General features: G+C 67.2%; 24 protein-coding genes and 2 pseudogenes. 8 read left to right on the top strand and 18 right to left on the bottom strand.

The genetic code is table 11. From position 1 onward, the window contains the following. Window positions 1–50: 50 nt before the first annotated feature. The gene (locus D7316_RS03440; RefSeq protein WP_124707052.1) at window positions 51–638 is read right to left on the bottom strand and encodes a TetR/AcrR family transcriptional regulator; all 588 of its coding nucleotides are present in this window, start codon (window positions 636–638) and stop codon (window positions 51–53) included. A gap of 92 nt (window positions 639–730) precedes the next feature. Between D7316_RS03440 and D7316_RS03435 the strand changes: the two genes are divergently transcribed. Continuing rightward, window positions 731–1,114 (top strand): DUF1304 domain-containing protein, encoded by a 384-nt coding sequence (locus D7316_RS03435; protein WP_124707051.1) that lies wholly within the window; start codon window positions 731–733, stop codon window positions 1,112–1,114. Window positions 1,115–1,141: 27 nt separating this feature from the next. Continuing rightward, on the top strand, window positions 1,142–2,158 hold the full coding sequence (locus D7316_RS03430) for an NADP-dependent oxidoreductase (protein ID WP_124707050.1): 1,017 nt from the start codon (window positions 1,142–1,144) through the stop codon (window positions 2,156–2,158). 4 nt (window positions 2,159–2,162) lie between these two features. Here the strand turns inward: D7316_RS03430 and D7316_RS03425 are convergent, their stop codons facing one another. From D7316_RS03425 to D7316_RS03410, 4 genes are read right to left on the bottom strand one after another with little or no spacing between them, the layout of a single operon-like run. Further along, on the bottom strand, window positions 2,163–3,392 hold the full coding sequence (locus tag D7316_RS03425) for a winged helix-turn-helix domain-containing protein (RefSeq protein WP_124707049.1): 1,230 nt from the start codon (window positions 3,390–3,392) through the stop codon (window positions 2,163–2,165). Window positions 3,393–3,400: 8 nt separating this feature from the next. Beyond that, a complete protein-coding gene (locus D7316_RS03420) occupies window positions 3,401–3,925 on the bottom strand; it encodes a dihydrofolate reductase (protein WP_124707048.1) in 525 nt (174 codons plus the stop codon). Next, entirely contained in the window at window positions 3,925–4,764 is an 840-nt protein-coding gene (locus D7316_RS03415) for a thymidylate synthase (RefSeq protein ID WP_124707047.1), read from the bottom strand. Before D7316_RS03415 ends, D7316_RS03420 begins: the two co-directional genes overlap by 1 nt. Window positions 4,765–4,773: 9 nt before the next feature. Then, the gene (locus D7316_RS03410) at window positions 4,774–5,094 is read right to left on the bottom strand and encodes a hypothetical protein (RefSeq protein ID WP_124707046.1); all 321 of its coding nucleotides are present in this window, start codon (window positions 5,092–5,094) and stop codon (window positions 4,774–4,776) included. 65 nt (window positions 5,095–5,159) lie between these two features. Between D7316_RS03410 and D7316_RS03405 the strand changes: the two genes are divergently transcribed. Further along, entirely contained in the window at window positions 5,160–5,846 is a 687-nt protein-coding gene (locus tag D7316_RS03405; RefSeq protein WP_124707045.1) for a TetR/AcrR family transcriptional regulator, read from the top strand. A 145-nt stretch (window positions 5,847–5,991) separates the two neighbouring features. Continuing rightward, complete coding sequence (locus D7316_RS03400) at window positions 5,992–6,468, top strand: hypothetical protein (RefSeq protein WP_124707044.1); 477 nt, start codon at window positions 5,992–5,994, stop codon at window positions 6,466–6,468. Between the two features lie 12 nt (window positions 6,469–6,480). On the opposite strand, the pseudogene D7316_RS03395 reads toward D7316_RS03400, so the two are convergent. Then, window positions 6,481–6,774 (bottom strand): annotated as a pseudogene (locus tag D7316_RS03395) (flavodoxin family protein); the annotation flags it as partial. 258 nt (window positions 6,775–7,032) lie between these two features. On the opposite strand from D7316_RS03395, the gene D7316_RS27365 reads away from it, so the two are divergent. Further along, window positions 7,033–7,461, top strand: a complete 429-nt coding sequence (locus D7316_RS27365) for a hypothetical protein (RefSeq protein ID WP_232016738.1) — start codon at window positions 7,033–7,035, stop codon at window positions 7,459–7,461. A 233-nt stretch (window positions 7,462–7,694) separates the two neighbouring features. Here the strand turns inward: D7316_RS27365 and D7316_RS03385 are convergent, their stop codons facing one another. Continuing rightward, complete coding sequence (locus D7316_RS03385) at window positions 7,695–8,576, bottom strand: hypothetical protein (protein WP_124707043.1); 882 nt, start codon at window positions 8,574–8,576, stop codon at window positions 7,695–7,697. Between the two features lie 277 nt (window positions 8,577–8,853). Between D7316_RS03385 and D7316_RS03380 the strand changes: the two genes are divergently transcribed. Continuing rightward, window positions 8,854–9,612, top strand: a complete 759-nt coding sequence (locus D7316_RS03380; RefSeq protein WP_124707042.1) for a hypothetical protein — start codon at window positions 8,854–8,856, stop codon at window positions 9,610–9,612. A 27-nt stretch (window positions 9,613–9,639) separates the two neighbouring features. Here D7316_RS03380 and D7316_RS03375 read toward each other — a convergent pair whose 3' ends face one another. The 5 genes and pseudogenes from D7316_RS03375 to D7316_RS03355 all read right to left on the bottom strand — a co-directional run bounded on the left by D7316_RS03375 (window position 9,640) and on the right by D7316_RS03355 (window position 12,165). After that, window positions 9,640–10,095 (bottom strand): flavodoxin family protein, encoded by a 456-nt coding sequence (locus tag D7316_RS03375; RefSeq protein WP_124707041.1) that lies wholly within the window; start codon window positions 10,093–10,095, stop codon window positions 9,640–9,642. A 53-nt stretch (window positions 10,096–10,148) separates the two neighbouring features. After that, window positions 10,149–10,373 (bottom strand): annotated as a pseudogene (locus D7316_RS03370) (flavodoxin family protein); the annotation flags it as partial. Next, window positions 10,370–10,849: a hypothetical protein gene (locus tag D7316_RS03365; protein WP_124707040.1), complete on the bottom strand. Its 480-nt coding sequence runs from the start codon at window positions 10,847–10,849 to the stop codon at window positions 10,370–10,372. The pseudogene D7316_RS03370 and the gene D7316_RS03365, both read right to left, overlap by 4 nt. A 17-nt stretch (window positions 10,850–10,866) precedes the next feature. Further along, the gene (gene dapB, locus D7316_RS03360; protein ID WP_124707039.1) at window positions 10,867–11,619 is read right to left on the bottom strand and encodes a 4-hydroxy-tetrahydrodipicolinate reductase; all 753 of its coding nucleotides are present in this window, start codon (window positions 11,617–11,619) and stop codon (window positions 10,867–10,869) included. 57 nt (window positions 11,620–11,676) lie between these two features. Continuing rightward, complete coding sequence (locus tag D7316_RS03355) at window positions 11,677–12,165, bottom strand: Lrp/AsnC family transcriptional regulator (RefSeq protein ID WP_124707038.1); 489 nt, start codon at window positions 12,163–12,165, stop codon at window positions 11,677–11,679. Between the two features lie 137 nt (window positions 12,166–12,302). Between D7316_RS03355 and ald the strand changes: the two genes are divergently transcribed. Further along, complete coding sequence (ald, locus tag D7316_RS03350) at window positions 12,303–13,409, top strand: alanine dehydrogenase (protein ID WP_124707037.1); 1,107 nt, start codon at window positions 12,303–12,305, stop codon at window positions 13,407–13,409. A 4-nt stretch (window positions 13,410–13,413) separates the two neighbouring features. On the opposite strand, the gene D7316_RS03345 is transcribed toward ald, so the two are convergent. From D7316_RS03345 to D7316_RS03325, 5 genes are all read right to left on the bottom strand, one after another. Beyond that, on the bottom strand, window positions 13,414–14,184 hold the full coding sequence (locus tag D7316_RS03345) for an NRDE family protein (protein WP_124707036.1): 771 nt from the start codon (window positions 14,182–14,184) through the stop codon (window positions 13,414–13,416). A gap of 12 nt (window positions 14,185–14,196) precedes the next feature. Continuing rightward, a complete protein-coding gene (locus D7316_RS03340; RefSeq protein WP_124711074.1) occupies window positions 14,197–15,660 on the bottom strand; it encodes a putative nucleotidyltransferase substrate binding domain-containing protein in 1,464 nt (487 codons plus the stop codon). A 150-nt stretch (window positions 15,661–15,810) separates the two neighbouring features. Further along, window positions 15,811–18,081, bottom strand: coding sequence for a polyribonucleotide nucleotidyltransferase (locus tag D7316_RS03335; RefSeq protein ID WP_124707035.1), 2,271 nt, complete (start codon window positions 18,079–18,081; stop codon window positions 15,811–15,813). A 413-nt stretch (window positions 18,082–18,494) separates the two neighbouring features. After that, complete coding sequence (gene rpsO, locus D7316_RS03330) at window positions 18,495–18,764, bottom strand: 30S ribosomal protein S15 (RefSeq protein WP_124707034.1); 270 nt, start codon at window positions 18,762–18,764, stop codon at window positions 18,495–18,497. A gap of 141 nt (window positions 18,765–18,905) precedes the next feature. Further along, window positions 18,906–19,886: a bifunctional riboflavin kinase/FAD synthetase gene (locus tag D7316_RS03325; protein ID WP_124707033.1), complete on the bottom strand. Its 981-nt coding sequence runs from the start codon at window positions 19,884–19,886 to the stop codon at window positions 18,906–18,908. Window positions 19,887–20,047: 161 nt separating this feature from the next. Between D7316_RS03325 and D7316_RS03320 the strand changes: the two genes are divergently transcribed. Beyond that, window positions 20,048–20,803, top strand: a complete 756-nt coding sequence (locus D7316_RS03320; RefSeq protein ID WP_124707032.1) for a metal-dependent transcriptional regulator — start codon at window positions 20,048–20,050, stop codon at window positions 20,801–20,803. A 16-nt stretch (window positions 20,804–20,819) separates the two neighbouring features. Here D7316_RS03320 and truB read toward each other — a convergent pair whose 3' ends face one another. Beyond that, on the bottom strand, window positions 20,820–21,734 hold the full coding sequence (truB, locus tag D7316_RS03315; RefSeq protein WP_124707031.1) for a tRNA pseudouridine(55) synthase TruB: 915 nt from the start codon (window positions 21,732–21,734) through the stop codon (window positions 20,820–20,822).

Below are 21,734 nucleotides of genomic sequence, written 5' to 3'. Positions count from 1 at the left end.
CCACACAGCATGTCATCCCGGACGCGTGACGCGCAGAGCGGATGCCCGATTCACCACCCGTCGACTGCGAGGGTCGCCACGGTCGCGTCGAGCAATCGCACCGCCTCGTCCCTGTTCACCCGCGCGAGGACGTGGGCGCCCACCAGGGAGCCGGTGATCGTCGTTGCCCGGACGGTGATCGCGGCCTCATCGGCGTCGGCGTAGCGGGCCCGCACGCCGGCCGTCACCGCGGACAGCAGCTCCGCGTGGTAGGCGGCAATGACGTCACGGACCGCGACATCATCGCCGAGTGACGTCACGGCCGTGCCGACGAGCATGCAGCCGGTCGGTTCGCCGGCATCCCCGAGCCGTGAGATGGCCCGGGACAGACTCGTCAGGTAGTCCGCGAGCGCTCCGGGGGCGACGTCGGCGCCCTGCAATCCGCGCAGGCGCGGGCGGACGATCCGATCCAGATAGTCCTCGACCGCCGCGTCGAACAGTCCACGCATGCTGCCGAACGCGTGGTAGACGCTCGATCGCGACAATCCCGTCGCGCGCTCGACGTCACTGACCGACACCGCGTCGAAGCCCTTCTTCCAGAAGAGGTTTCGCGCCGCGGCGACGACTTCGGCGGTGTCGTAGGCCTGCGTTCTCCCCATGGTCACTCCCCCGGGCGGATGGTCGGCTGGTTGTCTGCCGACGACTATACCCCTATTGTGGAACGGTCAGTACAAAATGATCGGAGATCGCCTTGTCCGTCCTGGCCGCAGTTCTCGCCCTGGTCGCAGCCGCCGTCCACGTCTACATCTTCGTCCTCGAATCGGTGTGGTGGACGACCCCACGCGGCCGTGCCGTCTTCGGCACCACCGAGGCGCAGGCGGCGGACACCCGACAGTTGGCGTTCAACCAGGGGTTCTACAACCTCTTCCTGGCGGTGATCGCGGCCGCCGGCGCCATCGCGTTGCTGATCGGCCAACCGGCGGTCGGTGCGGCACTGGTCATCGCCGGGTGCGGCTCGATGGTCTCCGCGGGCGCCGTCCTGTTCGCCTCCGACCGCACCAAGGCACGCCCGGCGTTCGTCCAGCTCACCGTTCCGCTCGTCGCGGTCGTCGCGGTTGCGATCAGCCTCGTCTGACATCCCGAACCACCGAGAAAGGCATTCATGTCCACCACCAGCACCCAGATCCAGCTCGTCAACCGGCCGCACGGCTGGCCGACATCCGACGACTTCCGCACGATCACCGTCGACCTCGACGACCTCGCCCCGGGACAGGTACGGGTCGCCAACGAGTTCATCTCGGTCGATCCGTACATGCGCGGCCGGATGATCGACACCCGCAGCTACATCCCGCCGTTCGTGCTGGGCGAGACCATGACCGGCGGTGCGGTCGGCCGGGTCGTGGAGTCCACCGTCGACGATCTGCCCGTCGGCACGCTCGTCTCGCACCAGTACGGATGGCGTGACGTCGCCCAGGAGGACGCAGCCGGATTCCGCGCCCTCCCCGATGCTCCCGGCGACGCCTCGTCGTCGATCTACCTGGGCACCCTCGGCATGACCGGCCTGACCGCCTACGTCGGCCTGCTCACCATCGCGCGACTCCAGCCCGGGGACACGGTGTTCATCTCCGGCGCGGCGGGCGCCGTCGGTACCGCCGCCGGTCAGATCGCACGACTCAAGGGAGCCGACCGGGTGATCGGATCGGCCGGCTCGGCGGAGAAGGTCGCATTGCTGACCGATCGGTACGGCTACGACGCCGCGTTCAACTACAAGGACGAGCCCTCGGTCCGCAAGCAACTTCGCGAGGCCGCGCCCGACGGTATCGACGTCTACTTCGACAACGTGGGCGGCGACCACCTCGAGGCGGCCCTCGATTCCTTCAAAGACGGTGGGCGTGCGGCCCTGTGCGGGGCGATCGCCCAGTACAACAGCACCACCAAGACCCCGGGACCGTCGAACATGGCCAACATCATCACCCGCGGCCTGACCCTGACCGGGTTCACCGTCGGCCATCACTTCGATCAGGCGGCGGAGTTCAACCGCGAGGTCGGGCAGTGGTTCGCCGAAGGAAAGGTCGTCCACGACGAGACCGTGATCGACGGGATCGACAACGCGGTCGACGCGTTCCTCGGACTGATGCGCGGCGAGAACACCGGAAAGATGGTGGTCCGCACCGCCTGAGCGCTCAGGACCGGCCGACTGCGCCACCGAGCGCAGCGGCCAGGTTCCCGACCTCGGCCACCTCGACCCGATGCAGGCCGAGCCAGCCCGCCATCGACGTCAGATCGGCGGCCAGCCGTTCGGCGACCTCGGGCTCCGGTCGGCCATCCTCCAGGTAGGCGGCGAGTACCAGCAAGGAGCCGGCCTTGCGGTCGGCCTTGAGGTCGACCCGCGCGACGATGTCGTCGCCCAGCAGGTACGGCAGGACGTAATACCCGTGCACGCGTTTGTGTTCGGGCACGTAGATCTCGATGCGGTAGTGGAAGTCGAAGAGTCGCTCGGCGCGAGGCCGGAAGAAGACGAGCGGGTCGAACGGCGACAGGATCGCCGAGCGGTCGATCTTGCGCGGGATCTTCGCCGTCGGGTCGAGATAGGCCTGATCCCGCCAACCCTCGACGGTGACCGGTGTCAGGTCCCCGCGCGCGACGAGGTCGTCGACCGCGGGGCGCACGTCGGCCGTCTTGGTCCGGTAGTAGTCGGCGAGATCGGCCACGGTCGCCACCCCGAGGGCGCTCGCGGCGCGCGCGGTCAGTTCGCGGTGCGCGTCGGCGCGGTCCACCTGTCGGGTGGCGTTGTCGGCGTCGACGACCCGTTCGGTCAGGTCGTAGTGGCGCATGAAGTTCTCGTTGCGGGTGGCCGACAGGTCACCGGCGGCGAACATCGCCTCACACACGTGCTTGACCTCGCCGCGATGCCACCACCCGCCGGGTGTGCCGGCCGGGCGTTCGATGCCCAGACGGTCCTCGATCTGCCTGGGTGTGCTCGGGCCGTCCTCGGCGATCACCGCGTGGACATCTCCCGCGAGAACCCGGCTGCGGCGCATGACATCCCGGGTGTATCGGTAGCGTCCGTCACGGAATTCGTCTCGGCGCCAACCGAACAGAGGCCAGTCACCCATCGGGATGAGCGCGGCTTCATGCGCCCAGTACTCGACGAGCAGCCGCTCACCCCGGCCCGGCCGCCACGCCGCGCGGTCGAGCAATGCCTGGTCGTAGGGCCCCAGCCGACTGAAGAGCGGCAGATAGTGGGCCCGGGCAGCGATGTTCACCGAGTCCATCTGGAACAGCCGGGTACGTCCGATCACCCGCCGCAGATGTGCCATCGTGGGCGCGCCAGACGGTACCCGGTCGGCGAAACCCTGTGCGGCCAGGGCGATGCGTCGCGCCTGTGCGACGGACAGGTCGGTGCGGGACATGTGCCCGATCAGGCCCCCCGCCGTCCCGACAGGGCGTCACCATGGCGGAGATAGTCGACGTAGCGATATCGGACCCCGGTCGTCGAGGTCTGCCAGTCGCCGGCCGCGTCGACGTCCCACGCGTAGGGATCGATCTCCGGGGCGAACGCGTCGGCACCGTCGACGAGCATGTCGATCTCGGTGATCCGCAGGTGGGTGGCGAGGGTCATCGACACCTCGTAGATCTGCCCCCCGCCGATCACCGTGACCGGTCCGTCCACCGCGGAGAGCGCCTCGTCGATCGTGTGCACGACGTCCGCACCGGCCGCGGTGAACGACGTCGATCGGGTGATGACGACGTTCCGCCGGCCCGGTAGCGGACGGACACGATCGGGCAGCGACTCCCAGGTCCTGCGGCCCATGACCACCGGGTCCGAACCGGTGAGCTCACGGAATCGGCGCATGTCCTCGGGGACCCGCCACGGGATCGTGTTGGCGCGACCGATGGCGCCGACGCGATCCTGCGCCCACAACAGCGTGACGCTCGTCGCCATCAGATCGCCACCGGCGCCTTGATGCCCGGGTGCGACTCGTAGCCGACGACCGCGATGTCCTCGAACTCGTAGTCGAAGATCGAGTCCCGTTGCCGCAGATCGAGTTTCGGATAGGAAAAGGGATCGCGCGACAGCTGACGACGCACTTGCTCGACATGGTTGTCGTAGATGTGACAGTCGCCGCCGGTCCACACGAACTCCCCCACTTCCAGCCCCGCCTGCTGGGCCATCATGTGCGTCAGCAACGCATACGACGCGATGTTGAACGGGACGCCGAGAAAGAGGTCGGCACTTCGTTGGTAGAGCTGACACGAGAGCTTGCCGTCGGCGACATAGAACTGGAAGAACGCGTGGCACGGGGGCAATGCCATCTGCGGGATCTCGCCGACGTTCCAGGCCGACACGATGTTGCGTCGGGAGTCGGGGTTGGTCTTCAGCAGCTCCAGGGCCGCGGAGATCTGGTCGATGTGCTCGCCCGACGGTGTCGGCCAGCTGCGCCACTGCACGCCGTAGACCGGGCCCAGCTCGCCGTCGTCGTCGGCCCACTCGTCCCAGATGGTCACGCCGCGCTCCTGCAGCCAGCGCACGTTGGAGTCGCCACGCAGAAACCACAGGAGTTCGTAGACGATCGACTTGAGGTGAACCTTCTTGGTGGTGACGAGCGGGAATCCCTCGGCGAGGTCGTAGCGCAACTGGTGACCGAACAGGCTGCGCGTGCCGGTTCCCGTGCGGTCGGCCTTGGGTGTGCCCGTGTCGAGAACCAGCTGCAGGAGGTCCTCGTACGGCGTGGGGATCGTCGCCGCGCCCGAGGTCGTCGCGGTATGGGTGGCCGTGCTCACGCGGACAGTCTACGACCCCGGCCGTTTCGAGGACCCATCGCCGAACCGAATGTCGAGCACGGTCACCGGCGCACGGGGCGGCTCACCGGGCGGATGAATGCCGCGAGCCGCCAGCACCGGGTGCACCGCCGGATGCACCACCCGTTCGACTCCCGCGTTGCAACTCTCCTCTGAGTCCCACACGTCGAGGTAACTGACCGTCTTGTCGGCGTTCTCGAAGGCGAGATGCACGAGCAGGCCCGGCATCGGAGCGTCGCCCATCCGCTCGGCGATCTCGTCATAGATCTCGGCCGTGATCGGGACGTTCTGGGTCCATGCGAAGAATCCCATGACACTCACCCTCATTTCATCCGAAATGCTATCGGATCAATTTTCCTGCCGTTAGAGTAGATCCGATGTCCGATGCAGTCAATGCCGACACCGGCGGCGAATCGCCCGGTCAGCGGACCCGGCGTTATGACTCCACGCGCCGCCGGGCGGCGGCGGCGGAGACCCGCGGGCGCATCCTCGACGCTGCCCGCGCGCGGTTCCTCGCCAACGGATACACCGCGACGACGGTCGCCGAGATCGCGCGGGACGCCGACGTCGTCGCCGACACGATCTATGCGACGGTCGGGCGCAAGCCCGCGTTGTTCCGTGAACTCATCGAGCTGTCACTCTCGGGAACGGGCCGACCCGTTCCGGGCGCGCAGCGCGACTACGCCGTCCGCATGCGCGACGAGCCGGACGCGCGCGACAGACTCCGGATCTATGCCGAGGCCGTCACCGCGATCCAGACCCGTCTCGGGCCGCTGTTCCTGGTGCTGCGGGAGGCCGCGACGGCGGATGCCGATCTGAAGGACCTGTGGAGTGAGATCACCGACCGGCGCGCCGAGAACATGCGTGGCCTGGCAAGCGATCTCGCGAGCACCGGGCAGCTACGCGGCGACCTCACGATCGACGAGGTCGCCGACGTCGTCTGGACGATGAACTCCGCGGAGTACTACGCGATGTTGGTCGCCGATCGAGGGTGGTCGAGCGCGCGGTTCACCGACTGGCTGTTCGACGCCTGGTGCCGCCTCTTGCTCGACGAGACCGGTTGAGCACGCGCGACTGTGTCGCCGAGCACCCCGCAGACCGCCTGTGACGTGCAGTTCCTCGGCGGCACGGGGGGCCGAGCGTCGTTACCGTGGAAGGGTGCAGTCGACTCTGCGCCCATGCCGAACCGACCGTACACAGGAGAACCACGTGCACGACATCACCCTCGCCACCGCCCTGATCACCCGGATCGCCACCGCGAGCAATCACACCCTCGCCGTCGCCGAGCAGACGAAGAACGCCGCCACTGCGGTCGCGGACTCGCTCGGTCGCGGCGTCGAGATCACCGATCCGCCCGCAGCCCCCGGTGAGGATCTCGCGACGCTGACCACGGCCATCGCCGATCTGGTCCAGCTGGCCCGCGTCGCCGACCTGCCCGAGACCGCCATCGCCGCGGCGCTCCGGGGCAACCGCGCCGACGCCCTCGAGGCGCTGCACCCGCACGCCTACCGGGTGATCACCGTCGAGGACAGCCATTCGACCCGGTACTACGAGGTGCGCTCGACGCTGGACAACCAGTTCGTCGCGGGGTTCTACGATGCAGGCATCGCGCGGCAGACCGTCCGGAATCTGAACGCCGGCGTCAGTCCCGCGGCGGCGATCCCGGTCGGCGACCCGATCCGCTGAGCCGCCTGCGGCCTACTCCATCAACTGCGCGGCGAGCGTCGCACCCAGTTCCCAGCACGCTTCCCGATCGTCCTTGCCCGGTGTCCCGCGAACCACGACATGGTCGGCCGCCTTCACCCACCCGAGGCCGGTGGTGATGGCGTCGACCGCCTTCTCGGCCCCTTCGGTGCCCTGGTTTCCGTGCAGGAACAGCCCGAACGGACGGCCCCTCGTCGAGTCCAGGATCGGGTAGTAGCAGACTTCGAAGGCGTGTCTATTTGCCGTAAACACCTCTATTACGAGCGCCTCGCTGACCAGCAGACTTCCCGATTCCCAGCGGACCCCGACCCGCGCCGTCATCTACACCCGAGTCTCCCGCGACCTCGCTGGTGGCCGGTCGGTCACCGGCGAGGTAGCCGAGCGTAGGGCGTGTGCGAGCGCAACGATTGGCCGGTCGCCGAGGTGCTCACCGACAACGACCGCAGCGCCACCAGGGACCCCCGCAGTACGCGCGTCTGGGTGAGGTGCTGCGCCCCGGCGACGTGCTTGTGGTCTGGGAGCCCTCGCGCGCCGGTCGGTCGGTCGATGGACCACTACGCCGACCTGCACCGTCTCTGCACCGACCGGCACGTGATGCTGTCCTACAACGGGCGGCTGTTCGACCTCGAAGACGGCGACGACAGATTCGCCCAGCGCACCGTCTCGGCACCGCAGCCACCAGAGAACTCGACTATGACCCCCGCCCAGCGGGCGGACTACGCCACCTCGGTTCACGAATCGGCCCACGCCATCGTCGCCACCGTCCTCGGGCACCGGGTCCGCGAGGTCAAGGTCGGTCCCGACCCCGAGCACCCGCACCGCAAGGGGCGCTGTGTCTACTCCACCCGGTTCGATGCCCAAGACCGCGCCGCGATCAGCTACGCCGGGCCGTACGCAGAACAGTTCTTCCTCGCCCACCCACCTCGGCAGCGATCCGACGCGCCCTCGACGGCACCGAAGACCTCGCCGCGATGACCGCAGCGGGAGACCTACGGCCTGCCCAGGTGCCCCGCCTGGTGGTCAACTGCAGGGCATCGATCAGCCCTGTTGGCAAACCGGCTCTACACGGGCGGATCGGCGACCCAGGCCGACGTGGACGCCGCCCTTCATATCCCCGACCACGACGACGGACGCGCCGTCGCCCTCGCAGCGATCCGCTCAGTCAGTGCGCCGGGCACCTTCACGATTGCCCCGGCTGGGTCGCGGGGCTAAGAACCGCCGTCCTCGCCGCGCTCTGGCTGCGGCAAACTGGCCGTTCCTGTCACCAAGGGCTCGATGATGTCGTCAAGAACGAAGATCTCGCAGGCGTACATGCGCTTGTCGAGGGACAACCCTCGCAATAGCTGCGCGGCCCGCGACCGCCACTCCGGCACATCAACGAAGCTCGACCAGCCGTCGTCGATCATCAGGTGCTGCTGGATATCTACGCCGTCCCACTCGGACGGCGCCTTCACTTCAATGATCCTGACGGGCTCTGCCTCATCGACAATGAGCGGCCCTGTTGGGTTCGGCGGTAGAAAGCTCTCAACCATCACCAAAGGCGATGACACTCCGACCCTGATGTGGTCGGCGTGCGAGGCGAGCGCGTGTCCGTAGCGATGCCTGTCGATCCGCGCCAACTCGTCGAGCCACCACAGGACGTTGCCGTGTTGGTCTGGCTGAGCGTTGAATGGCTGAACTTGCCGCAGAAGCGCAAAGCTGTTGTCCGAGAGAGCCTTTAATCGACCACGATGACCCTTGTCGTCGAACTTCGCGGCATCGTCGAAGGTTGGGAACATCAAACCTCGCTCAGCAGGAGGTGGGTTCTGGCCGCTGTCACGCACAGCCATGAAGTAGACCGCACCGTCGAGCGCTGCACGCAACTCGTACAGCCACTCGCCGAACAGCGTGCTCAGGCGAACCGGCATCCGCTCAAAGGTCTCGACGGCGACGACCCGGTGGTCGTCGTCGCGGCCCGGCTTCAACACGAACCGTCGCGGAACCTGGCCGATGTACTCATTCCATATCGACCGGATCGCGGAGCGGGTCTCAGCGGCGTGGGCTACCCGATCTCGACAGACTTCCAGGGCGTGGTCGGCGTTCATAGTCACGGGCCGAACTGTATCGAGACGCTCCGACAGACGGACTCGAATCCCGCACGAACCTCACTCACACCTGAGCCCGAACCTTCCGTGGTGAGATAGACGAATGATCCAGCGAGAGCGCGGCACCGTACGGTCCACCAGCGATGGATGCCGTCGATATCTTCCCGTTTTCATCAGCTTCGACACGCGAAATCGGATTCTAGAGCAAGAGGTGAGCCCAGATTGGGAGCCAGACATACAGAATCAATGGAGAGAGAATAAGCGTGCAATCGAAGCTGAACTAGTGCAGGAGTATGGACATTGGCACCGCGAACAAAAGTTGCAGAATTATCGATCTATCGACGCCGCGCCATTCAGCATTGTCGCACTCCACAATACGTTCCTCGATCAAATCCGTCGGTCATTCGTAGCCGGAGCGTACTTTCCCGCCTTGGTGGGCGCTTGCGCACTCGGCGAAAGAGTCTTGAATCAACTTGTGATCGAGTTGCGCGACGAATACAGCGACCACCAAGCGACAACACCGAAACTCCACGAAAACGGCATCATGAAAAACAGGGCCCTGACAAATTGGAAGGACTGCCGCAGCGCGCTCGTAAACTGGGGCGTCATTTCAGATATCGTCTCCCAAGAGTTCGCCGAACTTTTTCAGCTTAGAAGTCGCGCAATCCACTACAACCGAAACCTAGACGGAAGCGATGCCCGCGAACTGGCATTAGCAGCCGTCCTGCACATCCAGAAGGTGATCGAGTCTCAGTTTGCTCCCCTCGGCGGACCTCCGCGATTTATCGAAGGTATTTCCGGAAATAGCTTCCTCAGCACCGAGGCCGAGCAGCAGCCTTTCATCCGTCGATTCTTTCTCCCCTCATGTGTTCTGGTCTCGCCGCGTTTCGAGATGCGCCATACAACCGACGACGAGGGCTCCAGCTGGTTCGAAGTCTACGATGACGAGTCGTACCAAGATGAGTACCCAACCCTGACGGACGAGGAGTTCGCATCGCATCGGAGTGACCCAGCGCGGTACTTGCCTCCCATCCAGCCTTGAGCTTGCGAACGCTCGAAACCAGCGTCCTCAACTCTCCATCAGCTGAGCCGCCATTGTCGCGCCCAGCTCCCAGCACGCCTCCAGGTCGGCCTTGGTCGGCTTCTCCGAGACCACTACATCTGCTACCGCCCTCGACCAGCCGAGGCCGGTGGTGATCGAGTCGAGCGCCCGCTGCGCGCCCTCCGTCCCTTGGTTGCCGTGGAAGTAGGCCCCGAACGGTCGGCCCTTGGTCGAGTCGAGGATCTGGTAGTAGGCGCCATCGAAGGCGTGCTTGAGGGCACCTGAAATCGACCCGAGGTTGGCCGGGGTGCCGAGAACGTACCCGTCGGCGTCGAGGAAGTCGCTCGCCGACACCGACAGCGCGGCGCGCCGGATGACCTCGACGTCCTCGATCTCGGGGTCGGTCGCGCCAGACACGACGGCCTCGAACATCTCCTGACAGTGGGGCGAGGGCGTGTGGTGGACGATCAGCAGGCGACTCATGCTGCCACCGATCTGGGCGTTGACCTGCAGCGACACCTAATAGAGGGGTAACCGTCGAAGGCGTGTTTGAGCGCGCCACTGATGTATCCGAGATTCGCCGGGGTGCCGAGCAGATAACCGTCGGCCTCCAGCATGTCCGACGGGGTGACGGACAGTGCCGCCCGCCGGACGACCTCGACACCGTCGATCTCCGGGTCGGTCGCTCCGGAGATCACCGCCTCGAACATCTCCTGGCACGCCGGTGACGGCGTGTGGTGCACCACCAGCAGCGTGGTCACGAGTCGCGCCCGTAGTACTGGTTGACGGCCCGCTTCATCATCGCGCGCGCCCGACCCCGGTCACCGGCGTAGTCGTAGGCCCGCGCGATCCGGTACGTGTTGCGCCAGTCGGACGGGTTCGCCTCCCATTCCACCTTGACCTGTGCGAACAGTTCGTCCGCCGCATCACGCTCGATTCGTCCCGAGGCACGCCGCGGCAACGCGGAGACATCCAGTTCGCGCCCCTCGGAGGCCATGATCCGGGCCAGCCGCTGGTGTTCGATACCGGCGCGCAGCGTGGCGAAGATCAGCCACGCCCCGATCAACGGCAGGATCAGCACGCCGACACCGATACCGATGCCGGCGACGGTCCCGGACGAGATCAGGTCGATGCCGCGCTGCCCGAGGATCACGAAGTACACGATCATCGCGACAACGAGGAAGCCGATCATCCAGATGATCGGACGCGCGTCGCGACGCTGCGGATTGGCGGCCATCGTCGTGCCCGGCCCGCTCAGAGGTCCATCAGCTCGTCGAGACCCACCGTGAGTCCCGGGCGATCGCCGATCTCCCGGACACCCAACAGCACCCCGGGCGCGAAGGACGTGCGGTCCAACGAATCGTGCCGGATCGTCAACGTCTCGCCCTCGGTGCCCAGCAGCACCTCCTGATGGGCGACCAGCCCGGCCAGTCGGACCGAATGCACGTGCACACCATCGACCACGGCGCCGCGGGCACCGTCGAGTTCCTCGGTGGTCGCGTCGGGACTCGGCCCGACACCGGCCTCGGCACGCGCCCGCGCGATCATCGCCGCGGTCCGGTAGGCCGTGCCGGACGGCGCGTCGGCCTTGTGCGGATGATGGAGTTCGATGACCTCGACCGAGTCGTAGAATCGCGCGGCCTGAGCGGCGAACCGCATCGACAGCACGGCCCCGATGGCGAAGTTCGGCGCGATCAGAACCCCGACGCCCGGGTTCTCGGCCAGCCACCCACGTACGGTGTCGAGGCGCTCGTCGGTGAACCCGGTCGTCCCGACCACTGCATGGATCCCGTTGTGGATCAGGAACCGCAGGTTGTCCATCACCACACTCGGATGCGTGAAATCGACGACGACGGTGGTCTCGGAGTCGGTGAACGACTCGAGCGGGTCGCCTTTGTCGACCCCGACCGAGTAGGTCAGATCGTCGTCGGCCTCGACCGCCGCGACGATCGCCTGCCCGACCTTGCCCGCACTGCCGAGTACACCGACCCGGATATCACCTGACATCGAGAAGTCCCTTCGTTCGCGGCACACGCCGCGGTCGATTCTATTCAGCGCGCTCGGTCAGTAGATCGGCGCGTCGCCCCGACGGTGTTCGAACACCAGGGAGGTCGTTGTCCCGGCGACCTCGCGCCTGGCGTTGAGCGACTCGACGAACTGTCGAAGCGCCTCGGTGTCCGCGGTGGCCACGTGCAGCATGTAGTCGTCCGCCCCGGCGAGGAAGAAGACGTCGATCACGGCATCGTGCTGGGCGATCTCCCCGACGAAACGTCGGATCTCCCCGCGCGCCTCCGCCTGCAGACTGACCGCGACCATGGCACGCAGCGGTCGACCGACCGCGGCCGGGTCGACATCGGCGAAGAAGCCGCGGATGACACCGAGTTCGGTCAGCCGCCGCACCCGACCGTGGCAGGTGGAGGCCGCGATACCGGCCCGCGCCGCGAGTTCGCTGTTGGGCATCCGCGCATCGGTCTGCAGCAACCGCAGCAGAGTCCGATCGGTGTCGTCGAGCGCGAGATCCGACGCCCGAACATCCTTCGGCTGACCGGCCATGTCATCCCCTCATGTCGATTAATCATCGATAATCCTGGCCTCTGCAGAATTATCTCCACAGAGATTGTGGCATTTTCGATGTTCCTTCACGCTGAATATCAACACCCGCACCGCCCACCACTGTCAGGAGAGCCGTCATGCGCGTCGGAATCCCCACCGAGATCAAGAACAACGAGTACCGCGTCGCCATCACCCCGGCCGGCGTCGCCGAGCTGCACCATCGCGGTCACGAAGTCGTCATCCAGGCCGGCGCGGGCGAGGGCTCCGCCATCCACGACAACGACTTCAAGGAGGCGGGCGCGCAGATCCTGTCCACCGCCGAGCAGGTGTGGGAACAGGCCGATCTGCTGCTGAAGGTCAAGGAGCCGATCGCCGCCGAGTATCCGTTGTTGCGGGACGGCCAGACCCTCTTCACCTACCTCCACCTCGCGGCCAGCCGGCCGTGCACCGAGGCTCTGCTGGAGTCCCGGACGACCTCCATCGCCTACGAGACCGTCCGCGCGGCCGACGGCTCGCTGCCGTTGCTCGCACCGATGAGCGAGGTCGCCGGTCGACTCGCGCCGCAGGTCGGCGCCTACCACCTGATGCGGTCCGAGGGCGGCCGCGGCGTGCTGATGGGCGGTGTGCCAGGCACCGAGCCCGCGAACGTCGTCGTGATCGGCGGCGGCGTCAGCGGTGTCAACGCGGCGACCATCGCGGTCGGCATGGGCGCGCAGGTGACCGTGTTCGACGTCGACATCGCCAAGCTGCGAGCCGTCGACGCACGGTTCGCCGGACGTGTGCACACCCGATACAGCACCACGCTGGCCTTGGCCGAGGCGGTCCGCGAGGCCGACCTCGTCATCGGTGCCGTCCTGGTGCCCGGCGCCAAGGCCCCCGTCTTGGTTTCCAACAGCCTTGTCGCACAGATGAAGCCCGGTGCGGTGCTCGTGGACATCGCGATCGACCAGGGTGGCTGCTTCGAGGATTCCCGCGCGACCACCCACGACGATCCGACATTCACCGTGCACGACACCGTCTTCTACTGTGTGGCGAACATGCCCGGCACGGTTGCACGCACCTCGACACTGGCGCTGACCGGGGCCACCCTCCCTTACGTCCTGCGACTCGCCGACCAGGGCTGGGAGCAGGCATGCCGCGCCGACGCCACGCTGGCCGCCGGCCTGAGCACGCATGACGGCGCCCTGTTCACCCCGGAGGTCGGTGCCGCCCTGGACATCCCGGTCGCGGCATCGCGGTTCTGAGGACTCAGAACCCGATCGTCGTCGTGCCGAGCGGCCGACCGCGGTAGGTGAAGCGGCGCTCGGTGATGTCGCCGTGGCCGTCGCGACCGACCCGCAGCACCGTCGATGCCCGCGTTCCGTAGCCACGCATGTCGATGAAGATCGGCGACAGGTCACGCTCACGATCGAGGGGCACGCCCGTGTCGGGAAGGCGATCGTCGGGTGCTCGTCGACGGTCGGCGAGCAGATCCAGGTAGGGCTCCACCGACCCACCTGCCGGGTCGGCGGCGATCAGCCGCTCCATCCCGGCGACGCTCTCGATGACCTTGGGCCAGTTGCTGTCCAAGGCCCCGTTCGAGACCGCGTGGACACCGTCGGACACCTGCCGGACACCGTGCTCCGGCCAGTTGGTCGCCCACCAGAGCTGATGATCGTCGGCGACCAGTAGATTCACCGGCGCATAATCCCCGTCGTCGGCGTCCAGACGGTGCGCGAACCGGTCCGGGGTATCGGTGCCGACGAGGAACTCCACCGGCAACGCACCGCGTGACCGCCGACCATCGGCCACCGGCCGGCGCCCATCCCGCACATTCGTCACCATCGCGACCCGCGACGGATCGTCGGCGTTCACCCCCATCCAGGTACCGCCGGCGAGACCGTCACGCCCGCCGACGATCGGGACGTCGGACCATCGCGAGAGTGCCCGTGTCTTGCGGCGGTGGAACTCGTCGCGGTTCGCCGCGACCACGAGACGGTACTCGGGGTGCGCATTCCACGCGACGACGATGAGACACACAGCCGGAGTCCGTCAGCCCTGCTCGGTGATCGGCAGATAGTTGCTGAGGTTCGTCATCCGCCGCTGGACACCGGCGATCTCGCGCACCGCCTGGGCGACGAGGCTGCGGTCCAGCGGGGACAGACGTTTCATGGTGAGTTCGTCGCTCACGGGCTCGCCGCGATCGAACTGTGCGACCTGATAGCCCAACCGCACCCGCTGCAGGACGTCGAACACCTCGATCAGCGTGCCGGCGTGATCGTCGGGCAGCATCGGGCTCCCCGCGGCCGCCCGCAATCGCGATCGCGTGTCCAGTGCCGACGATTCCACGCTGAGGGCGGCCCAGCGTGCGATGTTCACCAGCGGGGTCAGCGCATCCTGTTTGATGTCGAAGGTTCCGCCGCGACCGGTGAGCACGTCACGCATCGAACGCAGCCGTGCCTTGTGCGCCAACGATTCCTGCAGCAAGAGAGCCTTGGTGCCCGGATGCATGCGCAGATCCGCGAACACCTCGCCGACCGCCGAGAGGCCCGGGTCACCCCAGATCGGGCGCGCGTCGAGCAGCAACGACGTGAAGATCATGCCCTTGTTGTCCAACGGCGCATCGATCCATGCCTGCGCTGCCGAACGCCATTGCGTGTGGGTACGGGCGAACAGCGGCATCGACGCAATGGCCCCATTGGTGTCGATCGCCATGCCCGCCCCACGCAGGATGTCGTCGACCTCCGCGAACGCCGAGCGATAGGCCGCGATCTGGTCGTCGGTGACGCTGTCGTCGAAGGACACCGCGGAGTCCACGTCCGAGGTGAGGACCGGTTCGCGGCGGGCGTTGCTGCCCAGGGAGAGCCAGGTGACCGCATCGGGATCGAGTTCCGGATGCCGCCCCAGGACGATCTCGAGCGCCCGCCGCACCACGGCGTCGTGGATCAACGATGCGACCGAGGTGATCTCGTCGACCGGTTCCCCGCGCCGCAACAGGTCGGCCACCAGGTAGGGGACCCGGCGTGTCCGTGCCTGCAGGTCCTCGATCGTCGCGGCCCGGGACACCTGCCCGCGCAACGCCATACCCGGCCCGGACGGCGCGGCCACGAAGTCGGCCGCCGCCACCACACCGACCACCACGCCGGCACCGTCGAGGACCGGCAGGACGGTGCGCTCGTGTTCGAGCATCTCGGTGAGCGCATCCACCGCCGGGGTCTCGCGCTGCACGGTCGGGCACGCGGTGGTGACGATGTCACCGACGGCCATTGCCGGATCACGACCGTCGGCGACCACCCGCGCCCGGATGTCGGCATCGGTCAACAGGCCGTATCGGCTGTCCCCCAACGGGATCACCACATAGTCGTGGCCGTGTTCGGTCATCAGGGCGGCGGCGTCGCGAATGGTCATCGACGCCGTACCGACGACCGGCGCGGTCACGATCAGGTCGTCGACGGTCGCATGCTCGCCGGGCCGGGGGTCACGTCGGCGGGCGACGACGAGCTTGTCGCCGTGCATCACGCGCTCGGGATCGCTCACCTCTCCCCTTCCGGTCCGTGGGTGTCCTCGATCAGCCTATCGACAGCGGGACGATCCCAACGAAAACCGCCCTCCCACAGGCCGCCGACGTCTGTCGGCGGGTGCAGGAGGGCGGTCGGTCGAGCAGTGTCAGGCGTTGGCCTCGGCGGCCTCGGGTGCCTTCTCCGATGCCGAGTCCTCGTCGACCGGGACCAGGCTGATCTTGCCGCGATCGTCGATGTCGGCGATCTCGACGCGCAGCTTGGAGCCGACGTTCACGACGTCCTCGACCTTGTTGACCCGCTTGCCCTTACCGAGCTTCGAGATGTGCACGAGGCCATCACGTCCCGGCAGGAGCGACACGAACGCACCGAACGCGGTGGTCTTCACCACGGTGCCGAGGAACCGCTCGCCGACCTTGGGCAGCTGCGGATTGGCGATCGCGTTGACCCGATCGATGGCGGCCTGCGCCGACTCACCGTCGGACGCCCCGATGAACACGGTGCCGTCGTCCTCGATGGAGATGTTGGCGCCGGTCTCCTCGGTGATGCCGTTGATCGTCTTGCCCTTGGGCCCGATCAGTTCGCCGATCTTGTCCATCGGGATCCTGATGGTGGTGATCCGCGGCGCGTACGGGCTCATCTCGTCCGGCTCGTCGATGGCCTCGGCCATCACGTCCAGGATCGTCAGCCGGGCGTCCTTGGCCTGGTTCAACGCACCCGCGAGCACCTGACTCGGAATGCCGTCGAGCTTGGTGTCCAACTGCAGCGCGGTGACGAAGTCCTTGGTGCCGGCGACCTTGAAGTCCATGTCGCCGAACGCATCCTCGGCTCCGAGGATGTCGGTGAGCGCCACGTAGCGGGTTTCACCGTCGACGGTGTCGGACACCAGGCCCATGGCGATGCCGGCGACCGGGGCCTTGAGTGGCACTCCGGCGTTGAGCAGCGACATGGTCGACGCACAGACCGAGCCCATCGAGGTGGAACCGTTGGAGCCCAACGCCTCCGACACCTGGCGGATGGCGTACGGGAACTCCTCGACGCTCGGCAGCACCGGCATCAGGGCACGCTCGGCGAGCGCGCCGTGGCCGATCTCGCGACGCTTCGGCGAACCGACCCGGCCGGTCTCACCGGTCGAGTACGGCGGGAAGTTGTAATGATGCATGTAGCGCTTGGAGGTCTCCGGGCCGAGCGAATCGATCTGCTGGGCCATCTTGACCATGTCGAGAGTGGTGACACCCAGGATCTGGGTCTCGCCGCGCTCGAACAGTGCGCTGCCGTGCGCCCGTGGGATGACCGCGACCTCGGCCGAGAGCGACCGGATGTCGGTGATGCCGCGGCCGTCGATGCGGAAGTGATCGGTCAGGATGCGCTGACGCACGAGCTTCTTGGTCAGCGAGCGGTAGGCACCGCCGATCTCCTTCTCGCGACCCTCGAACTGACCGCCGAGCTGGGCCAGGATGTCGGCCTTGAGCTGATCGGTCTTGTCGTCGCGTTCCTGCTTGCCGGGGATCGTGAGGATCTCGCCGAGACGATCCGATGCGGCACCCGCGACGGCGTCGTAGACGTCGCTCTCGTAGGGCGGGAACAGCGGGAAGTCGCCGGTCTCCTTGGCCGCTGCGGTCGCCAGCGACTTCTGCGCCTCGCAGAGTCGGGCGATGAACGGCTTGGCGGCCTCGAGGCCCTCGGCGACGATCACCTCGGTCGGTGCCTGCGCGCCGCCGGCGATGATCTCGAGGACGTTGTCGGTGGCCTCGGCCTCGACCATCATGATCGCGACATCAGCGGTGTCTCCTTGACCGGAGACAACGCGGCCCGCGACGACCATGTTGAAGACGGCGCCTTCGAGCTGCTCGACGGTCGGGAAGGCGACCCACTGGCCGGCCTTGTTCTCCTCGGTCGGGATCAGCGCGACGCGCACGCCGCCGACGGGACCGGCGAACGGCAGTCCGGCGAGCTGGGTCGACGCCGATGCGGCGTTGATCGCAACGACGTCGTAGAGGTCGTTCGGGTTCAGGCTCATCACCGTGACGACGACCTGGATCTCGTTCCGCAGGCCGTCGACGAAGGTCGGACGCAGCGGCCGGTCGATCAGGCGGCAGGTGAGGATCGCGTCGGTGGACGGGCGACCCTCACGACGGAAGAACGATCCCGGGATGCGCCCGGCGGCGTACATCCGCTCCTCCACGTCCACGGTGAGCGGGAAGAAGTCGAAGTGCTCCTTGGGTGCCTTCGAGGCGGTCGTCGTCGAGAGGAGCATGTTCTCGTCGTCGAGGTAGGCGGTGACCGATCCGGCGGCCTGCAGCGCGAGGCGCCCGGTCTCGAATCGGATGGTGCGGGTGCCGAAGCTGCCGTTGTCGATCACGGCGGTGGCTTCGGTGATGGCGTCGTCGTAGTCGACGTCGGAGTTCACATCGGTCATGTGGATGGAGAAATCCCTTCGTGTCAGCCACCGCGTTCGGCGGCTGCGGTTGTGTGATGCGGGACGACCCGTCTCGGCACGCAGCAGAGCGTGCGGCGACGCCTGCACGTGCAGGGAGCCGACCCGGAGCGGAGCCATGAGAGAAGTGCCGGTCGTGCGGGGCGCGCGATCGCGAGATCCGCGCCGCGTCCTAGCGCAGACGGCCTTCGATCGAAGCGGCCGGAACCAACTCGTGCCGGGTTCCGGCGGCCACTACCGAGGACCGATCTGCTCGTTCGTCACGTCCAGCAGGACTTTCACGGCAACGATCAGTGATCAGCCTATCATTGTGGGCCAACCGCCCAAGACGGCTCGGCCACCCCCGCGGTGAGCGAACTCGGTGCGGGGGTGGCCGGCAGGTCAGAGACGGTCGATCAGCGACGCAGACCCAGACGCTCGATGAGCGAGCGGTAGCGGTTGATGTCGACCTTCGCGACGTACTTCAGCAGACGACGGCGACGGCCGACGAGCAGCAGGAGGCCGCGACGGCTGTGGTGGTCGTGCTTGTGCTGCTTGAGGTGCTCGGTGAGGTCGGTGATGCGCTTGGTGAGCATCGCGACCTGCGCCTCCGGCGAACCGGTGTCGGTCTCGTGCAGCCCGTACTCGGCGAGGATGGTCTTCTTCTCGGCGGCAGTCAATGCCATGGAGATACTCCCGTTTTCTCAGTCCCGCGTTCATGTCGGAGTCCGGCCGCATCTACCCAGATGGCGGACGGATGGCGCGCCGCCGCGGACCGCAGCTACGCCAGCGGACCAATCTACCAGCGCGGACGGCACCGACCCAAATCAGTCCGACGAGCCCTCGTCCGCCTTCGCCAGCAGCGACCGGGTCTCCTCGACGTCACCGGCGATGGCGGTGATCAGGTCCTGGACGTCGGGATAGTTGACCATCCCACGGATTCGGCCGACGAAGTCGACCGCGACGTGCTGGCCGTAGAGGTCGGCGCTCGTGTCCAGCACGAACGCCTCGACGGTGCGGGTGCGACCGGAGAAGGTGGGATTGGTGCCGACCGACACCGCGGCCTGATAGCGCTCACCGGGGACGACCTGTCCGACGACGGGACCGGCGCCCAGCACCGTGAACCAGGCGGCATAGACGCCGTCCGCCGGGATCGCGGCATACATCGGGGGCGCGACGTTGGCCGTCGGGAACCCCAGCTCCCGGCCGCGGCCGTCCCCGCGGACCACCACGCCCTCCACTCGGTGTGGACGACCGAGCGCCTCGGCCGCCAGCTCGACGTCGCCGGCCGCCACGCAGGAACGGATGTAGGTGGACGAGAAGGTCACCGCGTGTTCGCCGAACAGGGAGATGGCCTGGACCTCGAACCCGAACTTCTGGCCGAGCTCGGCGAGTTTCTCGACGTCGCCGGCCGCCTTCTTGCCGAACGTGAAGTTGTCACCGACGACCACGTCGGCCGCATGCAGCGTCTCGACCAGGATGTCGTGGGCGAAGTCCTTGGGTGACCGGGCCGCGAGCTCCGGGGTGAACGGCATGACGCAGAAGACATCGATACCGAGCTGCTCGGCGAGCTCGGCGCGACGGGTCAGCGTGGTCAGTTGCGGCGGATGCGTTCCCGGCCTGACGACCTCGGCAGGGTGCGGATCGAAGGTCATCAAGACCGCCGGCACGCCCCGCTCGGCAGCGGCGACCGTTGCGGCATGGACCAACTGGGCGTGACCGCGATGCACGCCGTCGAACACGCCGATGGTGACCACGCACCTACCCCAGTCCGCGGGGATGTCCTCGAGACCTCGCCAACGCAACACGCGCACCAGCCTACGGCCCGCCCCGCGTGCAAACCACTTCCGGCCGTGGGTGTTGAACAGCGTGTTTCAGGCGACCCGCACATCGCTGAACGGACACCCAACACGAGCAACACACCGTGACCGATCTCGCTCTGCGCTCGGGCACGTCCTAAGCTCGAGGAATGCCCCAGTCCCGCACGGCCAGATCCGGCAACCCCGAGCCGGGTGACTCCGGCAACGGCAGGTCCGGTGCGGTCGCCGACCGGCCGGTGACCGAGCTGTCCACGGTCACCCAGGATTATCTGAAGGTGATCTGGACCATCCAGGAATGGGCCGACGTCAAGGTCACCACGAAGATGCTGGCGGAACGACTCGGTGTCTCCGCATCCACGGCGTCGGAGGCGATTCGCAAACTCGCCGATCAGGGTCTCGTGTCCCACGAACGCTATGGCGCCGTCACTCTGACCGATGAGGGTCGCGCCGCTGCGATCCTGATGGTGCGTCGCCACCGACTGCTGGAGACCTTCCTCGTCCGCGAACTCGGCTACGGATGGGACGAGGTGCACGACGAGGCCGAGGTTCTCGAGCACGCCGTCTCCGATCGTCTGATGTCGCGTCTGGACGCCAAACTCGGCCACCCGAACCGGGACCCGCACGGCGATCCGATCCCGGCCATCGACGGCTCGGTGCCCAGCCCCGACGTGAAACTGCTCGCCGACCTCGAGGTGGAGGAAACCGGCCGGGTGGCAAGGATTTCCGACACCGACCCGGAGATGCTGCGGTATTTCGACGAGGTCGGCGTCGCCCTCGACTGTGAGGTCACGGTCATCGAGAAGCGCCCGTTCGCCGGCACCATCTCGATCTCCGTCGACGGCAACAGCAACATCGATCTGGGTGACGTCGCGGCGCAGGCCATCTTCCTGGTGCCGACCTCCTGACCTGTCCCGTCTGCGGTCAGCGCAGGGTCGCGGGCCGGACCACCATCACCGAACTCGCGCGGCGCCCGTTCTCCTGCACCAGCGCGATCGCCTGTCCCGCCGGGTCGATCACCACATAGATCTCCTTGCGGCCCACCGGATCCAGCCAGCGCCCCTGGCTGATCGACTCCGCCTCGTCGTCGTCGATGCTGCGGTGCGGAAACGACAGCTTCACCGCCTCGTCGATCGTCAGCGAGAGCTGCGGACCATCGGCCAGGGTGGCCAGCGATCGCGCGTGATCGAGGGTGAACGGCCCGACCTCGGTGCGCCGCAACGACGTCAGGTGCCCGCCGACACCGAGCCCGGCGCCCAGATCGCGGGCCAGTGACCGGATGTAGGTGCCGGCCGAACAGTCGACCTCGACGTCGAGGTCGACGTACCCGCCCGCGGCGTCGCCGTCGATATGACGGACCTCGCGGATCGCGAACCGCGACACCGTGACCGGTCGCGCGGCGAGGTCGAACTCGGCGCCGGTGCGCGCCAGACTGTGTGCACGTCGTCCGTCGACCTTGATCGCACTCACCTTGGCCGGCACCTGCTGGATGTCGCCGGTCAGTGCGGCGACCCCGGCGGTGATCTCCGGGTCGGTCAGGTGCGTGGCGTCGGCCCGGGAGATCTCCTGCCCTTCCCGGTCGTCGGTGTCGGTCGCGGCGCCGAGACGGATCGTGGCGGTGTACGACTTGGTCGTCAGCGACAGCAGCCCCAGCAGTTTGGTCGCGCGTTCGACCCCGACGACCAGGACCCCGGTGGCCATCGGATCGAGCGTCCCGGCGTGCCCGACGCGCCTGGTGTCGAACAGCTTTCGGCACCGGGACACGACGTCGTGACTGGTCATGCCCGCGTCCTTGTCGACGATGACGAGTCCGGCGTTCTCGATGGACAGATCGGCCAT

It is taken from the genome of Gordonia insulae (genome assembly GCF_003855095.1).
In the GTDB taxonomy this organism is placed as follows: Bacteria; Actinomycetota; Actinomycetes; order Mycobacteriales; family Mycobacteriaceae; genus Gordonia; species Gordonia insulae.
Note: the sequence above shows the minus strand (reverse complement) of the source record. Positions and strands in the feature narration are given on the sequence as shown.